Annotated in this window: 21 protein-coding genes; 12 read left to right on the forward strand and 9 right to left on the reverse strand. The window is 36.8% G+C overall.

Annotation, left to right across the window (positions count from 1 at the left end):
• Positions 1-138: 138 nt before the first annotated feature.
• The 3 genes from ACQVD9_RS10995 to ACQVD9_RS11005 all read right to left on the reverse strand — a co-directional run bounded on the left by ACQVD9_RS10995 (position 139) and on the right by ACQVD9_RS11005 (position 3,301).
• Positions 139-1,539 (reverse strand): alginate export family protein, encoded by a 1,401-nt coding sequence (locus ACQVD9_RS10995; protein WP_413774154.1) that lies wholly within the window; start codon positions 1,537-1,539, stop codon positions 139-141.
• Between the two features lie 79 nt (positions 1,540-1,618).
• A complete protein-coding gene (locus ACQVD9_RS11000; protein ID WP_264745999.1) occupies positions 1,619-1,981 on the reverse strand; it encodes a cupin domain-containing protein in 363 nt (120 codons plus the stop codon).
• A gap of 21 nt (positions 1,982-2,002) precedes the next feature.
• Positions 2,003-3,301 carry an NAD(P)/FAD-dependent oxidoreductase gene (locus ACQVD9_RS11005; RefSeq protein ID WP_264746000.1) on the reverse strand — a complete coding sequence of 433 codons (1,299 nt, stop codon included), beginning with the start codon at positions 3,299-3,301 and terminating at the stop codon, positions 2,003-2,005.
• Between the two features lie 231 nt (positions 3,302-3,532).
• Between ACQVD9_RS11005 and ACQVD9_RS11010 the strand changes: the two genes are divergently transcribed.
• The 5 genes from ACQVD9_RS11010 to moaA all read left to right on the forward strand — a co-directional run bounded on the left by ACQVD9_RS11010 (position 3,533) and on the right by moaA (position 10,284).
• Complete coding sequence (locus ACQVD9_RS11010; protein ID WP_264746001.1) at positions 3,533-4,366, forward strand: helix-turn-helix domain-containing protein; 834 nt, start codon at positions 3,533-3,535, stop codon at positions 4,364-4,366.
• 117 nt (positions 4,367-4,483) lie between these two features.
• Positions 4,484-5,917, forward strand: a complete 1,434-nt coding sequence (locus tag ACQVD9_RS11015; protein ID WP_264746002.1) for an APC family permease — start codon at positions 4,484-4,486, stop codon at positions 5,915-5,917.
• A gap of 134 nt (positions 5,918-6,051) precedes the next feature.
• A complete protein-coding gene (locus ACQVD9_RS11020; protein WP_264746003.1) occupies positions 6,052-7,665 on the forward strand; it encodes a GMC family oxidoreductase in 1,614 nt (537 codons plus the stop codon).
• Between the two features lies 1 nt (position 7,666).
• Complete coding sequence (locus tag ACQVD9_RS11025; RefSeq protein WP_264746004.1) at positions 7,667-9,157, forward strand: aldehyde dehydrogenase family protein; 1,491 nt, start codon at positions 7,667-7,669, stop codon at positions 9,155-9,157.
• 152 nt (positions 9,158-9,309) lie between these two features.
• Positions 9,310-10,284 (forward strand): GTP 3',8-cyclase MoaA, encoded by a 975-nt coding sequence (gene moaA / locus ACQVD9_RS11030; RefSeq protein WP_264746005.1) that lies wholly within the window; start codon positions 9,310-9,312, stop codon positions 10,282-10,284.
• Position 10,285: 1 nt separating this feature from the next.
• Here moaA and mog read toward each other — a convergent pair whose 3' ends face one another.
• From mog to moaD, 5 genes are read right to left on the reverse strand one after another with little or no spacing between them, the layout of a single operon-like run.
• The gene (gene mog / locus ACQVD9_RS11035; protein ID WP_264746006.1) at positions 10,286-10,855 is read right to left on the reverse strand and encodes a molybdopterin adenylyltransferase; all 570 of its coding nucleotides are present in this window, start codon (positions 10,853-10,855) and stop codon (positions 10,286-10,288) included.
• A 5-nt stretch (positions 10,856-10,860) separates the two neighbouring features.
• On the reverse strand, positions 10,861-12,066 hold the full coding sequence (locus ACQVD9_RS11040; RefSeq protein ID WP_264746007.1) for a molybdopterin molybdotransferase MoeA: 1,206 nt from the start codon (positions 12,064-12,066) through the stop codon (positions 10,861-10,863).
• Positions 12,067-12,075: 9 nt separating this feature from the next.
• Positions 12,076-12,669: a molybdenum cofactor guanylyltransferase MobA gene (gene mobA / locus ACQVD9_RS11045; protein WP_264746008.1), complete on the reverse strand. Its 594-nt coding sequence runs from the start codon at positions 12,667-12,669 to the stop codon at positions 12,076-12,078.
• The gene (locus ACQVD9_RS11050; protein WP_264746009.1) at positions 12,669-13,127 is read right to left on the reverse strand and encodes a molybdenum cofactor biosynthesis protein MoaE; all 459 of its coding nucleotides are present in this window, start codon (positions 13,125-13,127) and stop codon (positions 12,669-12,671) included. Before ACQVD9_RS11050 ends, mobA begins: the two co-directional genes overlap by 1 nt.
• 1 nt (position 13,128) lies before the next feature.
• Positions 13,129-13,380, reverse strand: coding sequence for a molybdopterin converting factor subunit 1 (gene moaD, locus ACQVD9_RS11055; protein ID WP_264746010.1), 252 nt, complete (start codon positions 13,378-13,380; stop codon positions 13,129-13,131).
• 158 nt (positions 13,381-13,538) lie between these two features.
• Between moaD and moaC the strand changes: the two genes are divergently transcribed.
• From moaC to ACQVD9_RS11075, 4 genes are read left to right on the forward strand one after another with little or no spacing between them, the layout of a single operon-like run.
• A complete protein-coding gene (gene moaC / locus ACQVD9_RS11060; RefSeq protein ID WP_264746011.1) occupies positions 13,539-14,018 on the forward strand; it encodes a cyclic pyranopterin monophosphate synthase MoaC in 480 nt (159 codons plus the stop codon).
• A gap of 4 nt (positions 14,019-14,022) precedes the next feature.
• On the forward strand, positions 14,023-15,924 hold the full coding sequence (locus ACQVD9_RS11065) for a histidine kinase (protein ID WP_264746012.1): 1,902 nt from the start codon (positions 14,023-14,025) through the stop codon (positions 15,922-15,924).
• Positions 15,921-16,577, forward strand: a complete 657-nt coding sequence (locus ACQVD9_RS11070) for a response regulator (RefSeq protein ID WP_264746013.1) — start codon at positions 15,921-15,923, stop codon at positions 16,575-16,577. Before ACQVD9_RS11065 ends, ACQVD9_RS11070 begins: the two co-directional genes overlap by 4 nt.
• A gap of 13 nt (positions 16,578-16,590) precedes the next feature.
• The gene (locus ACQVD9_RS11075; protein WP_264746014.1) at positions 16,591-17,022 is read left to right on the forward strand and encodes a pyrimidine dimer DNA glycosylase/endonuclease V; all 432 of its coding nucleotides are present in this window, start codon (positions 16,591-16,593) and stop codon (positions 17,020-17,022) included.
• A 7-nt stretch (positions 17,023-17,029) separates the two neighbouring features.
• Here ACQVD9_RS11075 and ACQVD9_RS11080 read toward each other — a convergent pair whose 3' ends face one another.
• On the reverse strand, positions 17,030-17,779 hold the full coding sequence (locus ACQVD9_RS11080; RefSeq protein WP_264746015.1) for a HesA/MoeB/ThiF family protein: 750 nt from the start codon (positions 17,777-17,779) through the stop codon (positions 17,030-17,032).
• Between the two features lie 220 nt (positions 17,780-17,999).
• On the opposite strand from ACQVD9_RS11080, the gene ACQVD9_RS11085 reads away from it, so the two are divergent.
• From ACQVD9_RS11085 to ACQVD9_RS11095, 3 genes are read left to right on the forward strand one after another with little or no spacing between them, the layout of a single operon-like run.
• The gene (locus ACQVD9_RS11085) at positions 18,000-19,265 is read left to right on the forward strand and encodes an MFS transporter (RefSeq protein WP_264746016.1); all 1,266 of its coding nucleotides are present in this window, start codon (positions 18,000-18,002) and stop codon (positions 19,263-19,265) included.
• Positions 19,266-19,281: 16 nt separating this feature from the next.
• Positions 19,282-20,664, forward strand: a complete 1,383-nt coding sequence (locus ACQVD9_RS11090) for a NarK family nitrate/nitrite MFS transporter (protein WP_264746017.1) — start codon at positions 19,282-19,284, stop codon at positions 20,662-20,664.
• Positions 20,665-20,719: 55 nt separating this feature from the next.
• Positions 20,720-24,424 carry a nitrate reductase subunit alpha gene (locus tag ACQVD9_RS11095; RefSeq protein ID WP_264746018.1) on the forward strand — a complete coding sequence of 1,235 codons (3,705 nt, stop codon included), beginning with the start codon at positions 20,720-20,722 and terminating at the stop codon, positions 24,422-24,424.
• The last annotated feature ends 10 nt before the right edge of the window (positions 24,425-24,434 follow it).

Genomic DNA, 24,434 nt, shown 5'->3' on the forward strand with positions numbered 1-24,434 from the left:
CTACAACAAGCCTAGTATTTATAGTCAGATAAACACTACTTTTTTAGATAATCTCATTGTTACTTTAATTTAAACTTAAAAATCTTTTTATTATAAAAATAACTCCACTTATATTAATTAACCTACTATTTATACTTTTTAAAAGGAAACTGCCATTACTAATTGACTATAGACGTTTGTACCACTACTACTTACTTGATTACCGCCATTCTTCTCCGATTTTTTAGGATTATATAAGCCAATTAAGGGCGATATGACTAAATGATCATTAACCGCCCAATCCACAAATAAATCTAACTCTTGTGCATCTAAATTAAGATTATTTTTCTTATGTAAGGTATTAAAATCAAAATAAAGTGCCCCTACTGTTACATTTTCCAAAGGCGTTACTTTAAATGCCACATGCTGAATACTTGTATTTGAGTTATATGGCCCTGCGTAATTTGCTGCCACCTCGCCTTGAAACCAAGTTCCATAACCTCTACTAAGACCATTAAATAATGAATCCCACTGTGATGAATAGCGACTATAGCGATAACTTATATTAGGAGACCAAGGTACTTCTGAAAAAGTCCAACCAGCTTCTGCATACCAAGCAGTTTCATTATCCTTACCTGATATTTTTTGACCATCTGTATACCTATCCTTATGTTGCTTAGCATACTCAAAGGACAGATTAAGGTCTTTATGAATCCCTAAATTACCAACGCCTCTAATACTGTAAACATTCATGCCATCCCTTGCTAACTGCATATCAGAAGCATATTTTTTATCTACATTACGACCATGAATATAAGTAAAACCTAATGTACCTAGATCCACTACATATTCCAAAGTACCTATTAACAGTCCTGTATTAGCTTGTGCTCTATTGTCTGACTTTAACCAAATCAAATCACTACGCAAACCCTTTTGGCCTCCCAAACGTACTACAGCTGTCTTGTCAAAAGCATGTCTTGCTGCCAGATAATAAGCTCCGCCTCGATTTAACTTACCATCCATAGGACCCTTGCCTAAATTAGGCCCATCATCATTAATTAAAAAACCATCTCCAATAGTAATTACTTGACGACCAAAGGACACATCAACTCCATCATCGCCTAATGCAGTGAAAATATTGCCTGATCGCCAACCAATAAACACATCTTCTATTTTAGTGATCCGCTCATCACCTATTGTATTACCTGCAGCATCACCATCGCCCCAAGTAGCAGAACTAACCCAGTTTAACGTACCATAGATTTGCATAGAGTTAGTAAAACGATGATCACCATTAACACCATATTTAATAAAACCTTCTCGCCAAGTAGATCCTCCTGATCTACCATCATAATTCTTTCTGCTGTTAAACATTCCAAATACAGCTTGTACATCTGCATTTAAATTTGTTTGATCATCTTTATACAAGGTATAAGCTTGTAATGGTGCACAGAACAACCCTAAAGCTACTAATGTAGCTAAATATATGCGCTTGTTTCCCACGTTTCTTACCTCAATTAACTTTATTATTTTGATAGTGTTATTGCTTACTACAAGCATGAAAACTCCATTTTCCATGCCATATAGTAATCATTGATTATTAATTTGAACGTGCTATAACTTATTTGACCTTATTAAACTAATTTGCTGAGAAATAATGCTTAATAAAGTAATCAGAATTTACCTCCCACAGTACCTTAGTACCTTTCTCTACAATCCAACTTTCACCTTCTTTAAAAGTCCACTTTTCACCCGTATCTTCATTGGTTAAAGTCACTTGACCTTTAACAATAGTAGCCTGCTCAGAAAAAGGATAAGTCATACGAAAAACACTTTTAGTCACTCCAAAATAACCACCACTTGATGGTAACTCTGGATTACCTAAGGTGAATTTACCATAGGCTTTACCATCACCTTCGATTAATTCAGACCCTAAATCAATCACTGTTCCCCAGCTGTCTAATTGTTCTAAGGTAAGGTCTTTATTTATTTTTAACATCATTGTGTTATCTCCTATAAAAAATTATCTACGACCAGTCCAAAACCCTGATAATTGATGCCAACATTTAGCACCTGTTAACAGAAGTGGACGAATTGACTGTTTACCAATAATATTTCGATGATGAACTTTACTGATAAGATCATAATATTCAGATTGCTCAGCAATACCTGATGCTAGAATTTTGCAAATGATATGACTCGGTGTAACACCAAACCCTGAATAACCTTGTACATAATAAACATTAGGCTGATTTGGCAAATTACCTATTTGTGGGAATAAATTGGCACTACAACCCATTGGCCCACCCCACGCCAAGTCAATCTTCACATCTTTTAAATAAGGGAAGATTTGCAGCATAAGTTTACGATTAAACTGTTTTAAATCATGTGGGATATGCTCTACAAACCTTGTTGCACTACCAAATAACAAACTGTTTTCTTTAGTTACTCGATAGTAGTCGATAATAGGCCTAATATCGCTATAAGCCCCTCTAATAGGGCTAATACGTTCTATTAATTCATCTGATAATGGTTCTGTCATTAATTGAAAAGCATAAGTATTAATAATTTTTTTATCTAATTGTGACTCCATTTTATTGATGAAACTATCACAGGCCCATAGCATCTTCTTGGCAGTAACCGTACCTTTGGCTGTTCTTACTTTAATTGTTGAACCATAGGTCACTTCTAATGCAGGGCTATATTCATAAATCTGTGCACCTAAGGAAGATAAAGCTTTAGCCTCACCTAATAGCAGATTAAGCGAATGCACATGACCTGCCCCCATATGTACTAAAGCACTTTCATAAGCAGTAGAACCCACAACTTTTTGCACATCTGAACCTGTTAGAAGATAAATCTCATTTTCTTTATCTAACTCTTTAAATCCCTTTTCCCACTCTTGTAGAGTCTTAGTTTGCCTAGCATTAAAGCCTAAATAACCATAGCCATGACAAAAATCTGCTTGAATATCATATTTCTTTATCCGCTCTTGAATAATCTTAGAGCCTTGATCACTGATGGCAAAAATTGTTTTAAGTCCTTCTTCACCAACATCTTTTTTTATAGCATCAAGATCATGACCAATCCCAGCCATAATTTGTCCACCATTACGGCCTGTACCACCATAGCCGAGGTATTTTGCTTCTAATACAGCAATATTGGTAATACCTTTTTCAGCTAACTCAAGTGCTGTATTAATTCCAGAAAAGCCACCGCCTATAACAACAACATCAACATCAATATCATTCTCAAGCGAAGGAAAGTTCAAATTATATTTTTTAGTAGCCGTGTAATAGGTAGGCGTTTCTACTTCTAACATTTTTTATCCTTATTTGTAGCTATTAGCTTATAAATTAATTTTTTATTTTTAGTTGTAGCTAATTCTATTGACCGTGCTAAGATAAAAATAGAATAAATCTGTACTACTGATAAATTAGAAAAATATATATAAAACAAGTTATACGTTAATCTAATTTCAGATGTACATTAACTTTGTAAATATAATACGCACTCAAAACAACAATAAAAAAGCTTAGCAAAAAGGTAAAACATGAGCGTTATTTTTTCTCATAAAGCACTAGAAACAAAAAATATACAACCCTATTTTGTATTAAGTACCCACTCTACCTATCGTAAAAAGATGGTAGATAACTCTGTTATCTCTCACTTTTATAGTTTTGTTGCTGATAATTCAGAAGGTTATACATTTGCTGTACCAGATGCCTGTACCGATATCTTATTCTTATGTGATCCTACCACCCCTGCTGCTCGGATTTGTGGCAGCACTATATCGGCTAAACTTGTTGAGTTACAAAAAAACAAACGCTATTTTGGGGTTCGTTTTGTACCAGGCTTTGCACCTGACTTCTCCTCGATACTCCCCAAAGAACTAACAGATGCAGAAATTGCCTTAGCAGATATTGACCCTAACGCCTCCCCTTTAATCGAAAAAATTGCTTCTAGCCACTGTTTTGCAAATCAGATTAATTTTTTTATGCAAAACTACACTGATCGACTAGCCAATAGACAGTCTGACTTATGCCAACAACTTAGTCAGTTAATGTATCAGTATAATGGTGATATTAGAATTACTGAACTAGAAGAGCTGACAGGGTTTTCAGCGCGCTATATCTATAAAATATTTACTGAACAATTTGGCATATCACCTAAACTCTACTGTTTAATCTTAAGATTCCAACAAGCCCTATTTAATTTAACTGCACAAGAACAACTCAAAAACTTAACTGATCTCGCTATTGATCTTGGTTATGCCGATCAATCTCATTTTTTAAGAGAGTTTAAAAAATTTGCAGCGATATCACCTAAAAAATTTACCACAGAAATACAACATAGTTTCTATCAAAAACGCATTACATATGATTAATATTTAACTACATTACCGATTTCTTCTATTTTTTATAGAGCAATACTTCTATTTTATTAACAAAATAATAATCACAATTAAATGACCATTAATAAAATAATAAATAGGAGTATTCACATGAGTTCTGCAACTCATCTAAAGAAAAACAGTATTGGCTTAGCTGCACTAGTCTTCTTTGTTGTAGCAGCAGCCTCCCCTTTAACAGGTTTAGTAGGCGGTATGCCCATTGCTATTTTAGAAGGCAATGGTGGTGGTATTCCGGGCATTTATATTTTATCGGGAGCGTTACTACTGTTATTCTCTATTGGTTTTATTACCATGAGTCGCTATGTTAAAAACTCTGGAGCTTTTTACGCTTATATCTCAGCAGGTTTAGGCAATAAATTGGGGGTTAGCGGTCTAGGTGTCGCTATCCTAGCTTATGTCTCCATTGAAATAGCTGTGGCAGCAATCTTTGGCCTGTTTACCCAAATCTTCTTTCATGATTATTTCAGTATAGATTTACCTTGGTGGGTCTATACCATTGCTATGTTATTAGTGGTATGTTTACTTGGCATTGAGCGCATTGAAATTGGCGGTAAAGTACTAGGTATTTTAATGCTACTTGAAGTAGGTATTGCCTTAATTATTGCAGTAGTAACAGTTTATAAACATGCACAAATAGGCGCTTTAGACTTTACAGCATTCAATCCAACCGTTGTTTTTAGTGGTAATGTAGGTATTGCTTTAGTATTTGCTGTAGCAGGCTTTATTGGCTTTGAAGCAACCGCTATTTATTCAGAAGAATGCCGCAATCCAGAAAAAACAATCCCTATGGCTACTATTATCGCAGTAGTGATTATCACTACTTTTTTTGCATTTTGTAGTTGGGGCCTTATTCAAGCTTATGGCGTAGCTAATGTTCAAGCAGCTGTAGCAAAAAACCCCGAATTATTCGTATTTAATTTAGCTCAATCAGCCCTAGGCAAATGGAGTGTATTAGTGATTAATGTTCTTTTAATCACTAGTCTATTTGCTGCTACACAATCTTTCCATAACAATGTTGCACGCTACTTCTATTATATTTCTCGTGACGGCCTATTCTGGTCAAAACTGTCTAAATTGCATCCTAAAAAAGGTACGCCTTACTTATCTAGTATCTGCCAAACAATTACTATGATTTTAATTATTACGGTATTAGTAATTGGCAATCAAAATCCTCTTACCGATATTTTTACATGGGGTTCAGCCATTACCACAATGGCTATTTTACTGCTACAAACTTTGGTTTCTCTAGCTGTGATAGCTTATTTTAGAAAAAATACTGAACTACAATTACCGAAATGGAAAGTCCTCTATGCCCCTATTTTATCCGCTATTTTTATGAGTGCTTTTTTATGGATTGTAGTAGTAAATCTGGATATTTTAAGTGGTGTGCATTCCAAGCTAATTTATCTCATTCCTGTATTAGTATTTGGCACGGCTGTGGGTGGTTTTATTTATTCAATTTTATTGAAGAAATTGTATCCCAATGTCTATGACAATCTTGACCAGATTATTAACGAAGCATAATAAACTAATGTCACCGTATTAATACTGCAACATTATCTAATATAAATAACCTGTTTGTTTAGATTTAAATGAAGTAAACCAACAAAAACTATTGTCCAACAAGACACATAATAATAAACAATTTAGAGGTTATAATGAACAAAAAGTATGATTTTATTGTTATTGGCGCGGGTTCTGCTGGTTGTGTTATTGCTACTAAAATAATTGAGCAAACAAATGCTACTGTACTATTACTAGAGGCTGGACCAAAAGATACTAATCCTTTTATTCACATGCCTGCTGGTATTCCTTTTGTTATGCAAAGCTGTACATGGGGTTATGTGACAGATCCTGAGCCTTTTGCTAACAATCGATGTATTCCTGTTCCTCAAGGTAAAGTAATGGGAGGTAGCAGCTCCATTAATGGTATGATCTATGTACGTGGTAATGCTCAAGACTATGACGATTGGCAACAAACTTATGGCTGTACAGGTTGGGGGTATAAAGATGTGCTCCCCTACTTTATCCAAGCAGAAAATAATGAAAGCTTATCTGGGTCTTATCACGGTACTAAAGGTCACTTATGGGTCAGTGAAAATCGTTATAGACATCCTTTAAGTATGGCGTACATACGCTCAGCACAAGAGTTAGGTTTTCCTTATGTAACAGACTTTAACGGTGCTGAACAAGCAGGTGCTGGCTACTTTCAAAGTACCACCCACTTGGGAAAACGTGCTAGTACAGCTTATGCCTATTTAAGTCGAGTTATCGATAATGATCGCCTTACAGTGGTTACTGATGCACTAACAGAACAAATCATTATAGAAAATGGTGAGGCTGTAGCTGTTCAATATAAACATAAACACAAGCAAACTATCACAGCACAGGCTAACCATGAAATTATTGTAACAGCAGGCGCAATGGGTACACCAAAAGTATTAATGCTCTCTGGTATAGGTCCCAAAGATCACCTACAAGAATTAGGGATTGAACTAAAAGTTGATAGCCCTAATGTCGGAAAAAACTACCAAGATCATCTACACCTTTCATTAAATGCTAAAACAGCTAATACACCTAGCCTATTACAAGAATCCAAAGGTCTTAAAAAAATTGCTAATGGCATTGAATGGTTAGCTTATAAACATGGTGTGGTTACTTCCAATATTCTAGAGTCTGGTGGTTTCTTTGATTTAGATGGTGACGGCAAACCCGAAACGCAGATTCATGCACTACCTGTCATTGATAACTTTGACAACTTAGATGCTAGAAAAGACTTAGATGGCGATGGTATTACCTTAAAACTAGGTCATGTATATCCCAAATCTCGTGGTGAAGTCTTGCTACGTAGTAAAGATCCTAACGATATGGTTCGTATTAAAGGTAACTATCTAGCAGAAGCAGATGATATGAGCGCTCAATTAAGGGCTGTAAAATTTGGTCTTAAATTCTTTGAAGCACCATCGTTAAAAAGTGTTGTAACTGAGGTAATAGCTCCTGACTCAAGCTATGATACAGATGAAAAACTAGAAGAGTTTATCAGACAATATTGTAAAACAGTATTTCACCCTATTGGTACTTGCCGAATGGGTTCCTCACTAGAAACATCGGTGGTTGACTTACAACTTAAAGTAAGAGGTGTCAGCAATTTAAGAGCTGCTGATAGCTCTGTTATGCCCCATATCACCAGTGGTAATACTAATGCTCCTGTCATCATGATTGCTGAGCGGGCTGCTGAGTTTATTATTACTGACTATAAAAAAGGAAACTAACATGACTGATATTAAAATACTACCAGAAGTTAAAGAATTTCTCGCTAAAGGCCATGCCCACTATATTAATGGTAAATTTTACAATACAGGTGAGCAACCAATAGATGTTATTAATCCAGCTACTGAAGAAATAGTCGCTAAAGTTCCTATGGCATCAGACAACGAAATAAACCAAGCTGTAACAAGCTCTTATAATGCTTTTAACGATATTTGGAAGATAGCTACACCAGAGACCAGACAAAATAGTCTATTAAAATTTGCAGAGGCATTAGCCAATCATAAAGAAGAATTAGCACAAATAGAAACACTTTGCACAGGTAAGTTGATTGATATTGCTCGTTTTGAAATTGATCAAAGCTGTTCTTTCTTACGCTACTATGCAGGTTGGGCAACAAAAATTACTGGTGAGACTGTTGCACAGACCTCTCAACCCTCAATAAATGGCGAACAATATACAGGTTTTACCCGTCGTGAACCCATTGGCGTAGTAGGTGGTATTATTCCTTGGAATTTCCCAGTAATGATTTCTATTTGGAAATTAGCCGCTGCACTCACTTGTGGCTGTACCATTGTTATTAAACCAAGTGAATTCACTCCTCTTTCTATGTTACGTGTTGCACAAATAGCTCATGAGGAAGCAGGCATTCCTGCTGGTGTTATCAACGTTATTAATGGTTTAGGTAATGTAGGCCAAGCACTAATAGACCATCCATCTATTGCTAAAATCAGTTTTACAGGTTCTATGTCTACGGGTGCTAAAATCGGTCAAGGTGCTGTTAAAAACAACATTAAGCGCTTTACTTTAGAACTAGGTGGTAAAAATGCTGCTGGCTTTTTAGGTGATGTTGATATTGATGAGGCTGTGCAAGGCATAATTGCAGCAGGATTATCACACCAAGGGCAAATTTGCGCCTCTGCTGAACGTTTCTATATTCACGAATCCATTATTGATAAAGTGACAGAAAAACTAATCAGCGCACTGACTAGCTGGAAAATTGGCTCACCACTAAACCCACAAAATCAATTTGGCCCACTATCCAATCGACCACATTTTGAAAAGATTCTCTCTTTCTTTGAAAAGGCAAAACAAGAAGGTGATCAAATCGTCTTTGGTGGCAAACAAGTAGAGGGTAAAGGTTATTATGTGTACCCCACTGTTATCCGTGCTAAAAATGAAAAAAGTGCTTTATTACACGAAGAAACATTTGGCCCTGTACTAACCCTATTCCCCTTTAAAACAGATGAAGAGTTAGTAAAACTAATGAACGATTCACCCTATGGTTTAACCGCCAGCGTTTGGACAAATAATCTAAGTAAAGCCATGCGCTTAGTGGCACAAGTTGAGGCGGGTACAGTATGGGTTAACATGCACCTCGCACTTGATCCTGCAATATCCTTTGGTGGCGCTAAAGGCTCTGGTGTTGGTCGTGAGTTTGGTAGTCATTTTATTGACGACTATACCGAACTAAAATCAGTTATTGTTCGTTATTAAACGTTCTAAATAAGGCTACTTAACGTAGCCTTATTTATTCTTATTAACTCTTTTCTAATACTAAATAGTTAGTTTTATCCTACTTATAGGGGAGTTGCTAAGGCCTTGTTTCCCACTATACTAATATAAAGTTATATATTATGGTTAGTGCTATGTTGACCGATGATTTTGGTAGAGATATTAGTTATTTAAGAGTGTCAGTAACTGATCGCTGTGATTTGCGGTGTAGTTATTGTATTCCTAAAGGCTTTAAAGATTTCGAAGTACCCAAAAACTGGTTAACCTTTGAAGAAATAGAGCGTGTAGTAAAAACATTTGCCAAATTAGGTACTAACCATTTTCGCCTAACGGGTGGAGAACCACTTCTTAGAAAGGACTTCGCTGAACTAGCCAATAATCTCTCTAAAATTGAAGGTGTTAATGATCTTTCTGTGACTACCAATGGTACACAATTAGTTAAGCATGCAGAAACACTTTATAAGGCTGGTGTTCATCGATTAAATGTTAGTTTAGATTCGCTACGTCGTGATTGTGTTGAACAAATCAGTGGTAGTGATAGCCTTAGTAAAGTTTTAAATGGCCTAGCAGCTGCCAAAAATGCTGGTTTTGATAAAATTAAAATCAATATGGTGCCTTTACCCAATCAAAATATTGGTGATATTGAGCAAATGATACAATTCTGTATCGAAAATAAGTTTATCTTACGTTTAATTGAGGTTATGCCCATGGGTGTTACTGGGCAAAACTCCCAATATGTTGATTTACAAAAAGTCATTGCTCAATTAAAACCTAAATTTGATCTAATGCCCTCTACTAAAATTATGGGTAGTGGCCCTGCTCGCTACTGGCAAACACCTGATGGTGAGTTTATTCTTGGCTTGATTACCCCCATGTCGCAACACTTTTGTGCAACTTGTAACAGAGTCAGGTTAGCGGTAGATGGTACACTTTATATGTGTCTAGGACAAAATCACAGTTTTGAATTACGCCCCCTATTACGGGATAACTGCAGTGATGATGAATTAGAATCAGCTATTAAGCAAGCTGTTAGATTAAAACCTGAGGCGCATAACTTTTTAGATAAACCTACTCAAATTATACGCATCATGTCTGCCACAGGTGGTTAAATCAACTATTCTTAGGTCTGAAAGCTTTTGAAACCTCAGCGTCAGTTTCAATAAATGGGCCACCTATTGCATCAATACATAATGGCACCGCAGCAAAAACACCATGTACTAATGTTTTTCCTTGTTCGTCTCTAACTCCCCCTAATGTTTCTCTGATCGCATTGGGTCTACCTGGTAAATTTAAGATTAAACTGTTTTTACGAATAACACCTACTTGTCTTGATAGAATTGCCGTAGGCACAAAATGTAAACTTACTTGGCGCATTTGCTCACCAAAACCAGGCATTAATCTATCTGCCACTGCTAATGTAGCATCAGGTGTAACATCGCGTGGATAAGGGCCTGTACCGCCCGTAGTAAGCACTAATGAACACTGATGTTCATCCACTAACTCAAGTAATGTTTTCTCAATTAAATCTTGTTCATCAGGAATTAAACGCTCAATATATTCTTTTGGATTCAGCACAGCCTCATCTAGCCATTCTCTTAGGCTAGGTAAACCTTTATCTTCATAAACGCCTGTACTGGCTCTATCACTTACTGAAACTAACCCTATTTTTATATGCTGCATAATCATTACACCTTGTAATCAAGAGGAAAGATCTTAACTAAATCATTTTCATTAACTGCTACATTTGCAGGGATTTCTGCTAATGCATCGGCTGTAATACAAGTTGCCAACATAGCAGAGCCTTGATTTTCTAGCTTCTCTGCCCAAAATCCTGCCTCATCATTGGCTAAGCCAATACGTAAAAATTCTCGTCTAGGCTGTACTTTATTGACCGCAAACTTGGTTTTGGCCATCATCGGCTTAACCATAGCATTGCTAGCTGACTCACCTGCAATAACCCTTAAAGCAGGTACAACTAATTGTTGAAAAGTAACCAATGAGCTAACAGGATTACCAGGTAACATAAATACTTTACTATCATCAATATTACCCCATGCAAATGGTTTGCCTGGTTTAATCGCTAGTTTCCAGAAAACTAACTCACCCAATTGCAGTATAGCTGCTCGCACATGGTCTTCTTCACCAACAGATACACCACCAGAAGTAATAATTACATCTGCCTTTTTACTTGCTTCGGCTAAAGCTTTCTCTGTTTGTTGTTGATTATCAGGTAAAATACCGCCATCAATAATATGATGAGGTGATTGCTGCAACCAACTCAATAATAAATAGCGGTTAGCGTCGTAGATTTTGCCTGTAGAAAGTGTTTGATTTGGCTCTATTAGCTCATTACCTGTGGAAAAAACATGGATAGTAAGTGGTTTATATACTTTAACTTGGCTATATCCTTGACTTGCCAATAGAGCAATTGCCGCGGGAACTAACCGTTGTTGAGCAGGCAATAGTTGTCCGCCTTTAGTTAACTCTTCACCACAATAACGAATATTTTGATCTTTCTTAACAGACGCTGTAGCTTTTAGAATATTACCTTCAACGATTGTATTTTCTTGTTGAATAACTGCAGTAGTTCCTTTAGGAATAGGTGCACCCGTAAAAATTCTTGCTGCTTGCCCTGTAGTTAAAGCAATATTTTCAGCAGTATCCCCTGCTGCAACTCGTTCAACAATTTGCCATTGTTCACAACCTGCAAGCTCTCCACCTACTGCATAACCATCCATTGCACTGTTATCAAACAATGGGGCGTTGTATTGTACAGGTACATCTTCTGCTAATATTAGGTTAGTTGCCTTTAATAAATCTAGTTGCTCTACTTTTGCAGTATGAGATAGCTTTTCTAATAACTCTTGTAATGCTTGATAATAATCTAACATGGTAACCTCTTATTGAAAGCTAGCTAAAGTCTCTAAATGGTTGATATTAGTAAAAGCTTGTTCATCTTCAAAAAATACTTCTACCGCATGATGACTAAAAATCCATGACTTTAAACTATATTTTTCATTAGCTAAATGATCAGCTAATTTATCATTTATATAAGGTTTACATAAGAAAATACTGGGATGTATACAGTTTTCAGTAGCTGCATAAGCAATTTCATTTTGTGGATCACTAAATAATGCTTTAGCCAATTGTGCCACTAAATCATTAGGTAAAAAGGGGGTATCACAAGGAACAACTTGAATAGCGTCTATATCTTTTGGTAATGCTTGAGTAGCACTTATAATACCGGCTAAAGGCCCCTTACCTTGCCAGATAGGATGATCAGTAAATACTGAATTCACTAGTGCTTGATAACTTTTAATATCCTCATTAGCACTGATAACTACTTCATCTAACTGTGGAGATAAATTATCTAATACATGCTGTACTAAAGGTTTACCTTGTAGTTTAAGTAGTCCTTTATTTTGTCTCCCAACACGTTGACCTTGACCACCTGCTAAAATTAATCCAATAATTTTATATTGTGAGTTAACCATTAATTAGACCACTGTTGTTTTTGTTTTGTATCTGACTCTTTTGCGACAACCCATTGACTAGTACCATTCTGGAAAAATTCTTTTTTCCAAAAAGGTGCCTCTGTTTTCAAGTAATCCATAATAAATTCAGTAGCATGGAAGGCTTCCTTACGATGTTTAGCGGCAACCATAACCAGAACTATATCCTCTCCTACTGCTAGTTTACCTATTCTATGAATAACTATACAGCTAGAAAAATGCCAGCGCTCTTGCGCTAATTGGATTATACGTTCTATTTCTTGTTCAGTAACTTGTGGAAAATGTTCTAAATAAAGATGGGACAATGGCTGTTGTTGATCATGACCTCTAACCATTCCTTTAAAGCTGACCATAGCACCACAGTCACTAGCAGTTGCTTGTAACTTGCGCTCTTCTTGTAAACTATTAAAAGGTTCTGTTTGTATGCTAACGGAGATCATTTTATCCACCTGTTACAGGAGGTAAAATAGCAACCTCATCACCTTCTTTAATAGCTACTGGCTGATATACAACTTGCTGATTAACCACTAGCCTAAAAACATTTTTTTCAGCTAAAGCTTCTGCCCAGACTTCATTTCTTTGTCTTAAGTCTTGTAGTAGCTTATCTGTAGTAAGCCCTTTTTCCCAATCAAGTTGTTCTTCTGTAGTATTTAAAGTTTCTTTTAGCGAACCAAAATAACGAATCTTAATCATAATAGAATATACCACCCTTTCCAAACTACTGGTAAGGATAATAAAATATTACTAGATAAACAACTCACCATTTGTCCTATGTAACTAACCACTTCGGCTAATTGCGTATAATGACATAGCGTGGTAATTTTTGTAATTTATACCTATAGGATAATTTTATGACAAAGCTGACTCATTTTGATGCTGCTGGGCAAGCACATATGGTTGACATTGCAGAAAAGCAACCTACTAAACGACAAGCGATAGCAACAGGCTCTATTCAGATGTCAGCAGAAGCATTCCAATTATTAGGTCATAATGCTAGTAAAAAGGGTGATGTATTAGGTATTGCCCGTATTGCAGCTATTCAAGGCGCTAAACAAACCTCTAATTTAATTCCTCTCTGCCACCCCTTACCATTAACACATGTTAGTGTGGAGTTTAATGCGGATGAAGCAAACTCATGTTTACACCTTCAAGTAACCGCAGAAACAGTTGGTAAAACAGGTGTGGAAATGGAAGCATTAAATGCTGTTTCTATTGGCCTATTAACTGTATATGATATGTTAAAAGCGGTAGATAAAAGTATGTGTATTCAGTCCATTCATCTATTAAAAAAAGAAGGTGGCAAAAGCGGCTTATGGCAAGCAACGGAATGATAAAATGATGAGAAGCACGTTAAGACGCCATAGTCTTTCTACTAAACTGCTAGTTTCAGTAGTGCTATGGGTTGTGTGCGCACTTATTTTTACAGGCTATACGCTTGCACTGTTGTGGCAATTAGAAAGTGGTGGCATTGCTATTAACGATGCTGGTAGCTTACGTATGAGGGTCTACCATATTGTTACATTATTATCCCAACAGCAGGATCAAACCGAGCTACAAAAAGAACAAGCAAACTTTGAACGTATTTTAGAGAACCTTAAAAGCCTTGATCGTAATAGTTTTTTATTGCCTAAAAATCCTAGTATAGATATTCAAATATTTAATATTAATCAGTCATGGCAAGAAAAAGTATTACCCCTCATCCATCACTATAATCAAGCTGGTTCAAAAATATTAACTAAAGACCTCGCCTATTTTGATCAATTTGTGGCTGATATTGATGCTTTAGTTAAATTTATTGAAGTACAAAATACCCAACATATTAGTTGGTTACGCTTTATCCAAAGCGTTTTAATTATGATGGTTATTTTCTCAGCATTTACAGCTATCTACCTCCTCTATCGGTTGGTAATTTTACCATTAAGCCGATTACAGGACGGTATTACTCATGTAAGCCATGGTGATCTATCTAAACGTATTACCATTACTAGCCGCGATGAGTTTGGTACGGTATCACTTGGCTTTAATAAAATGGCAAGCAATCTAGAAGACTTATATACTAACTTAGAACAAAAAGTGACGGAAAAAACTGCCGCACTAGAAGAAAAAAATCATGAACTTTCAGCGCTCTATGACATTACAGCCTTTCTTCATGAGTCTCACACACAAGAAATTATGACAGAAAGCTTTTTAAATAATATTATAGAACTCAGTGATGCTGATGCTGGTAGTATTCGCTTATTAGATGAAACTCACTATCGATTGAACTATATCGCCAGTCAGGGACTACCTGGAGAGCTATTAGCTTCACCTAAATGCAGTTCCATTACTGAATGTTTATGTGGTACAACTGCCACGCAAGAAAATGTTCAAGTATTTTATTTACCTGATACAAAACCAACAATTGCACATTGTATTAAAAATCATTTTAACCACTTTATCATTTTTCATATTCAACATAGTAACCATGAAATTGGTATTATGACGTTGTATTTTAAAACAGAGGATTTTCAATTATTACCACAAACTAAATATCTAATTGAAACACTAACAGGACAATTAGCAGTTGCATTAGAAAACCAACAATTAGCACTTAGTGATAAACAACTTGCTGTTATGAAAGAGCGTAACCTTATAGCACAGGGGCTACATGACAGTATTGCACAGTCTTTGTCTTTCCTTAATTTACAGGTTCAAATGCTACAAACAGCATTAGCTAACAATGAACTAACACAAGTAGAAAAAAATCTTAATTTTATTCAACAAGGTATCCAAGAGTCTTATGAAGATGTACGTGAATTATTATTAAATTTCAGAACACGTATTAACAAAGAAGACTTCAGCGAAGTAGTACAAAAGCTACTTGATCGTTTTAAGTTACAAACTAAAGTAGATGTACAAGTTACAAGCTCTGGTAATGGCCCTTCGCTTAATCCACAACAGCAACTACAGGTTACTTTTATTCTACAAGAAGCACTGTCTAATATTCGTAAACATGCTAAATGTAGTCTAGTAAAAGTTGCTTTTAAAAATGATGAACAATTTATAATGACCATCGCTGATAATGGCTGTGGCTTTGATAAAGAAGCTATTGAACGGAAAAAACCACGTCATGTTGGTATGTCAATTATGGCAGAACGCGCTGCGCAAATTTCTGCAACTATCGAAATTAACTCTATCCCTAATCAAGGGACTACAATAACACTTACTATTCCAAAAGAACAACGAGGCATTTTATGACAAATAATAAAACCAAGATTCTACTTGTTGATGATCATACCCTGTTTCGTAGTGGCCTACGTTTTCTCCTAGAAACACAAGATGATTTTGAAGTCATTGGTGAGGCAGCTGATGGTTTAGAAGGTATAAAACTTGCTGAATCACTTCACCCTGATGTTGTATTACTTGATTTAGATATGCCGATTATGGGAGGCAGAGAAGCTCTTCCACAACTATTAAGTACTCAACCTGGTCTTGCTGTATTAGTGTTAACTGTTTCTGAAGATGGTAGTGATCTTACTGAATGTATGCGCATAGGTGCCAGAGGCTATTTACTGAAAAATATAAACTCTGATTTTTTACTCAACAGCATTCGTAAAGCAGTAGATGGTGATAGTGTTTTATCTCCAGAAATGACTACTAAATTAATCACACAATTACGAGCCCCTACGACTCAAGATATTGACAAGCTTTATGAAACATTAACACCTAGAGAAAAAGAAACCTTAGCATGGCTTACTAAAGGAGTTAGTAATAAAGAAATCGCCCGTTCATTAGATTTAACTGAAAGCACCATAAAAGTACATGTTCAAAATGTATTAAGAAAGCTTAACTTACATAGCCGTGTACAAGCAGCAGTTTATGCTATTGAACATGGTTTAGATAAACTTTAAGGCTAGTTAATCTATGCGCTTGTGGACAGTACATCCTCAATATTTAGATACTAAAGGGTTATTAGCTGCCTGGCGAGAAGGTCTGTTAGCACAAAAAGTATTATTGGGTGAAACTAAGGGTTACACTAATCACCCACAACTCTTTAGATTTAAAAATCATCCAGAACCATTACAGGCAATAGGTGCCTTTTTGACAGAAATTGCTAATGAAGCAACAAAAAGAAACTATTGCTTTGATAAAACAAAAATTCTTTACCCCAATCCTACTCTAGAAATTACTGAAACCACTGGTCAATTAAATTATGAATGGCAGCATTTATTAAAAAAGCTAGCCATACGTAGCCCTCAATTATTTGCAGAGTACAAAGAAATTTTAACACCTAAGCAACATCCCTTGTTTACATTGGTAACTGGAGATGTACAACCATGGGAGATAGTAAACTAATCACTAACTAATGCTGCTTACCACACACCTTACAATTCGGATTTCGTTGAAATTTAACAGGATAATGGTTTAAGTCTAAGGCATCATAGTTTTGCATTATACCTACAGGCGTTGTTCCAATTTCTGCCACTATTTTTAATGCTTCTGCTGCTTGTTTAGCACCAATAACACCAACTAAAGGTGCAAATACACCAGAGGCAGCACAGCTTTCTTGTGCTATATCATCGCCATCAAATATGCAAGCATAACAGGGCGATTCCTCATTGCGAGGATCAAATACACTTAACTGTCCCTCAAAACGAATAGCAGAACCAAATACCAGTGGAGTTTTAGTGATTACTGAAGCTTGATTTATTGCCTTACGGGTTGCAAAATTATCACTACAATCTAAAACAACATCATGTTCATTACAAAGCTCAATTAATTCATCTAACTCAAGACGTTTAACTAAAGCAGTTATATTTACTTCCTTATTTTGTTGAAAAATATAGCGTGCCATGGCCTCCACTTTAGATTGGCCAATATTTTGTTTGGTATAATGGGTTTGTCTCTGTAAGTTAGAAAAATCTACCTTATCATCATCAGCAATAGTTAGTTGTCCTATTCCTGCTGAAGCTAAAAAAGGAATAGCCGCACATCCTAAACCACCACAACCAACTACCAATATTTTACTGTCTAATATTCTTTGTTGTCCCTCTATACCTAACTGCGGTAATAAAATATGTCTACTGTAGCGCAATAATTGTTGATCATTCATAAATAATTAATCACATTAAAATCAGTGTTTCTATTAAAACCATAATAATCAATTTTTACTATTGTCCATAAGCATAAATAACTATTTTATAAACTAGGCCAAAGTGATTAGTCCCTTATAAACCAAGCTACTAAAGTCTACTGGGCTTTTGACCAATTGGTTATTATCATTAAAAAACGTAAGGTATACAGTAACAATTTCAGCCTGATGGTGTACTACAATGGTTAAGCAAAATTATAAGCCTTATATTGTACTTAGTTCTAGCACAGTTTCCTTTACTGTCTGCTTTATGATCTGGATGATGTTTGCTGTTATCGGTGTTCCACTTAAAAACCAGCTTGGTTTAACTGAAACACAATTTGGTATTTTAACTGCCCTTCCTGTTTTATCTGGTTCACTTATTCGTATCCCACTAGGTATTTGGACTGACCGTTTTGGCGGCAGAATAGTATTCTTCATCTTAATGATGAGTTGTGTTATCCCTATCTTCTTACTGCAATATGCAACAGCTTATTGGCAACTTCTTGTTATTGGTTTATTTGTTGGCTTAGCAGGAGGTTCATTCTCAGTAGGTACTCCTTATGTTGCCCGTTGGTTTACTAAAGATCGCCAAGGTCTCGCAATGGGTATCTTTGGTGCAGGCAATGCAGGCGCAGCAGTCAATAAATTAATTGCCCCTACAATTGTGGCCGTTTGGGGCTGGCAGATGGTTCCTAATGTGTATGCCATTGTCATGCTAGTTACTGCTATCTTATTTTTTGTTTTTAGTTATAGCAAACCTGAACATATTGTTTCATCTACTACAGTAACATTAAGACAACAACTAGCCATGATGAAAGATCCTGCTGTATTACGCTATTGCCAGTACTACTCTGTGGTATTTGGAGGCTATGTTGGTTTATCTTTATGGATGGTTCACTATTATGTGGATGAGTATGGTTTTACTTTAACTACTGCTGCATTCTTAGCCGCATGTTTCTCATTACCCGGTGGTGTATTACGTGCCTTTGGTGGTTGGTTATCTGATAAGTATGGTGCCTATAAAATTACTTGGGCAGTAATGTGGGTTTGTTTAGTTGTATTTTTTATTCTCTCTTACCCTCAAACCAAAATGTTAATTGGTACTGTAAATCCAGATGAGCCTTTAAGTATGACTATCGGTATTAACGCTTTCTGGTTCACTGTTCTATTATTCTTTGCTGGTATCGCCATGGCGATTGGTAAAGCCTCTGTATTTAAATTTATCTCTGATGAGTTTTCAGACAATATAGGTACTGTATCTGGTGTAGTAGGGCTTGCTGGCGGTTTAGGCGGTTTCTTGCTGCCAATCATGTTTGGTGCACTTGTTGATATTACAGGTATTCGCTCTAGTTCCTTTATGCTTCTATTCGGTACTGTTGCCGTTAGTTTGATTTGGATGCACTTCTCATTTAAATCAATGCAAATAAAGAATTTACAAAAATCTGGCAAATTAGCTTCTAACTAATAAATAGGAAAAGCACATGGCTAAAGTACTCACTCAATGGAATCCTGAAGATCCAAAATTTTGGGAACAACAAGGGCGCTCCATTGCCCGACGTAATCTATGGATATCAATTCCAGCATTACTACTCGCCTTCGCTGTTTGGCAACTGTGGAGTGTTGTTGTCGTTTATCTACCCCGTATAGGCTTTAACTATACGCCTAATGAACTTATGTGGTTAACTGCTTTACCTGCCCTCTCTGGTGCTACGCTAAGAATCTTCTATTCTTTTATGGTACCTATTTTTGGTGGTAGACGTTGGACAGCCGTCTCAACTGCTAGCTTATTAATTCCTACTGTTGGTTTAGGTATCTGTATTCAAGATCCAACTACTAGCTTTTCAACTATGGCTATTCTTGCCTTACTTTGTGGCTTTGGTGGTGCTAACTTTAGTTCATCAATGGCTAATATTGGCTACTTTTTCCCAAAAGCAGAAAAAGGTAGTGCTACTGGTTTAAATGCAGGTTTAGGTAACCTTGGCGTTTCCGCAGTACAGTTTATTGTACCATTGGTGATTGGCATTGGTATTTTTGGTGCCATTGCTGGTGGCCCACAAACTTGGACACATGATGGTGCTACTTCTTATTTATGGTTACAAAACGCAGGTTTTGTTTGGGTTCCATTTATTAGTTTAGTGGTTATTTTTGCTTGGTTTGGTATGAATGATATCGCTTCAGCTAAAGCTTCTTTTGCAGATCAAGCAACCATTTTTAAACGTAAACATAATTGGATTATGTGTTGGCTTTATGTGGGTACTTTTGGATCATTTATTGGTTTCTCTGCTGCTTTACCTTTACTGATTAAACATGAATTTCCTGCTGTTAATCCTTTAACCTATGCATTTTTAGGCCCATTATTAGGTTCTATCTTCCGTGTATTTGGTGGTTTCTTATCTGACAAAATTGGCGGCGCACGTGTAACACAATGGAGCTTCATTGCTATGATCCTTTGTGTGGGTGCTGTTTTATTCTTCTTACCTCATCAAGGACAAGGCGGTAACTTTGCAGGCTTCTTAATTAGCTTCCTCTTATTATTTGCCTTTGTTGGCGTGGGTAATGGTTCTACTTTTGCCCAAGTACCCAATATCTTTATACAGTTTCATAAACGCTTAGCAGCAGGCAAAGGTGAAGATGCTCAAAAACATGCCATGCTTAATGCAAATAAAGAGTCAGGTGCAGTATTAGGTTTTATTGGAGCAATTGGTGCTTATGGTGGCTTTGCTATCCCTAGAATCAATGGTATGTCTATTGATCAAACTGGTTCCATTGCAATGGCATTCTATTGTTTCATAGGTTTTTATATAACTTGTGTACTAATTAATTGGTGGTTCTACGCGCGTAAAAATGCTGAAGCACCTTGCTAATTAAATAATAATTAATAGATTTGATAGATTAAAAATTCCGTGATTAGGAGATATTATGAGCCATTTACTAGATCGTTTAAACTTCTTTGGGAAGGTAAAAAGTACCTTCTCTAATGGCCATGGTGCTGTTGTTGAAGAAGATAGAAAATGGGAGGACGCTTATCGCCAACGTTGGCAACATGACAAGATTGTTCGTTCAACCCATGGTGTTAACTGTACAGGTTCTTGTAGCTGGAAAGTTTATGTTAAAAACGGCTTAATTACTTGGGAAACTCAGCAAACCGACTATCCCCGTACACGCCCTGATTTACCTAACCATGAGCCTCGTGGTTGCCCACGTGGTGCATCTTATAGCTGGTATGTCTACTCTGCACAACGGGTTAAATACCCTATGTTACGTGGACAAATGGCCAAGTTATGGCGAGAAGCTCGTAAAACGAAAGATCCTATTGCTGCATGGGAATATATTAGCCAAACTCCAGAGCTAGCAAAATCTTATAAATCACGTCGTGGCTTAGGTGGCTTTGTTCGCTCTAACTGGGATGAAGTGAATGAGATTATTGCAGCGGCTAATAATTTCACTGTAAAAAACTTTGGACCTGACCGTGTTATTGGCTTCTCGCCTATCCCTGCTATGTCAATGGTAAGTTACGCAGCAGGTTCTCGTTATTTATCATTAATTGGTGGTGTGCCTCTCTCCTTCTATGACTGGTACTGTGACTTACCTCCAGCAAGCCCTCAAGTATGGGGTGAACAAACTGACGTAGCTGAATCAGCCGATTGGTATAACTCTACTTACCTAATGGTATGGGGTTCTAACGTACCAATGACACGTACCCCAGATGCTCACTTCTATACAGAAGTTCGGTATAAAGGTACTAAAACCGTAGCCGTTTCTTCAGACTTTGGTGAAATGGCCAAGTTTGGTGATATTTGGTTAGCGCCTAAACAAGGTACCGATGCCGCTTTAGCAATGGCAATGGGGCATGTAATTTTAAAAGAATTCCATCTTGATAATCCTTCTGAGTATTTCTCTGACTACTGTCGTCAATACACTGACATGCCAATGTTAGTCATGTTAAAAGAGCAAGATGGAAAATATATTCCTGACTATTTCTTACGTGCTAGTCATTTAGCCAATAACTTAGACGAAGAAAATAATCCTGATTGGAAAACCTTAGTTATTGACGAAAATACTGGTGATATTGTTGCACCTAAAGGTTCTGTAGGTTTCCGTTGGGGACAATCTGGTAAATGGAATCTACAAGAGCAAGATGGCAAAGATCGTGAAATTAAAGCGCAACTTTCTTTATTCAATAAACACGACCAAGCTACTCCTGTTGCTTTCAGCTACTTTGCTGGAGATGAACACAGCGAGCAAATCGTTCGCAATGTACCTACTAAAACCATTACCTTAGCAGATGGTACGCAAGCATTAGTTACTACTGTTTTTGACTTATCGATAGCTAACTATGGTATTGATCGTGGTTTAGGTGGCGGTAATGTTGCTAAAGATTATATGGATGATGTTCCATATACACCTAAATGGCAACAAAAACATACTGGTGTTAAACCAGAAATGGTTATTCAAGTAGCGCGTGAGTTTGCTGAAAACGCAGATAAGACCCATGGTAAGAGCATGGTAATTGTCGGAGCTGCATTAAACCACTGGTATCACATGGATATGACTTATCGTGGCATTATCAATATGTTGATGATGTGTGGTTGTATTGGACAAAGTGGCGGTGGTTGGGCTCACTATGTAGGCCAAGAAAAACTACGCCCACAAACAGGTTGGACTCCCCTAGCCTTTGGTCTAGACTGGCACCGTCCATCACGTCAAATGAATGGTACTTCTTTCTTCTATGCTCACACAAGCCAATGGCGCCATGAAAAATTAGGTGTTAATGAAATTATTGCACCTACTGCCAGCAGTGAACTCACCAAAATGGCGTTAATTGATTACAACGCTAAAGCTGAGCGCATGGGTTGGTTACCTTCTGCCCCACAACTAGCCACTAACCCATTAGAAATAACCAAACAAGCTAATGCCAATGGTGAAGATCCTATTCAATATGCAGTTAATGGATTAAAAAATGGTTCGTTAGATATGTCATGTAATGACCCAGATAATCCTGTTAACTTCCCACGCAATATGTTTGTATGGCGCTCTAATATTTTAGGTTCTTCGGGCAAAGGCCATGAATATTTCCTAAAATATTTATTAGGTACTCAAAATGCCGTTATTTCTGAAGAAGAAAACTGTATTAAACCAACTGAAATTACTGTTCGCCCTGCTGTAGAAGGCAAATTAGATTTATTAGTAGTACTTGATTTCCGTATGTCTACTACTTGCCTGTATGGTGATATTGTATTACCTACCGCTACTTGGTATGAAAAAGATGACTTAAATACTTCTGATATGCATCCTTTTATTCACCCATTAAGTGAAGCAGTACAACCTTTATGGCAAAGCAAAACTGACTGGGAAATTTATAAAGGTATTGCCAAGAAGTTCTCTGAACTAGGTAAAGACTACTTAGGTGTACAAAAAGACCTTGTATTAACACCGCTAATGCATGATACACCTCAAGAACTAGGCCAAGCGTTTGATGTTAAAGACTGGAAAAAAGGTGAATGTGAACCTATTCCAGGTAAAACAATGCCAGCTATGACTGTAGTTGAACGTGATTATGGTGCTATTTATCAAAAATATACTTCTATCGGCCCATTATTAGAGAAAATAGGTAATGGTGGTAAAGGTATTAGCTGGGATACTAAGCATGAAGTTGATATCTTACGTGGTTTAAACAGTGTTGTTCAAGAAGGTGTAGCACAAGGTCAACCTAAACTAAATACGGCTATTGATGCAGCTGAGATGATTTTAACACTGGCGCCAGAAACTAATGGTCATATTGCTGTTAAAGCATGGGGCGCACTCTCTAAAATCACTGGTATTGATCATACACATCTTGCTAAGCCACGTGAACATGACAGTATTCGTTTTAGAGATATTCAAGCACAGCCTCGCAAAATTATCTCCTCTCCTACATGGTCAGGTTTAGAAAGTGAAGAAGTGAGTTATAACGCTGGTTATACCAATGTCCATGAGCTTATACCATGGCGCACTATCACTGGCCGTCAGCAGTTCTATCAAGATCATCAATGGATGCGTAGCTTTGGTGAAGAACTTTGTGTTTACAAACCTGCTGTAGACTTAAAAACTACTAAGAAAGTCTTAGGCCAGCATAGTAATGGTAATCCAGAAGTTGTTCTTAACTTTATTACACCTCATCAAAAATGGGGTATCCATAGTACCTATTCAGACAATATAAGAATGCTTACCCTATCCCGTGGTGGCCCGCATGTTTGGATATCTGAAATAGACGCTCAAAAAGCGGGTATTGTTGATAATGACTGGATCGAAGTATTTAATCTAAACGGTACATTGACCGCTCGTGTAATTGTGAGCCAGCGTGTACCTGAAGGCATGACACTTATGTATCATGCCCAAGAAAAAATCGTGAACGTTCCTGGTGCAGAAGTTTCTGGCAAACGTGGAGGTATCCATAACTCAGTAACTCGTACAGTACTTAAACCAACCCATATGATCGGTGGTTATGCGCAACTTGCTTATGGCTTTAACTATTACGGTACAGTAGGCTCAAACCGCGATGAGTTTGTAGTAGTTAGAAAAATGAAGAAAGTTGATTGGTTAGAACAAGCCGATACCGTACAACAACCTAAAGTCGAGTTATAAGAGAAGAGGA

This window comes from Entomomonas sp. E7T21, assembly GCF_058693955.1.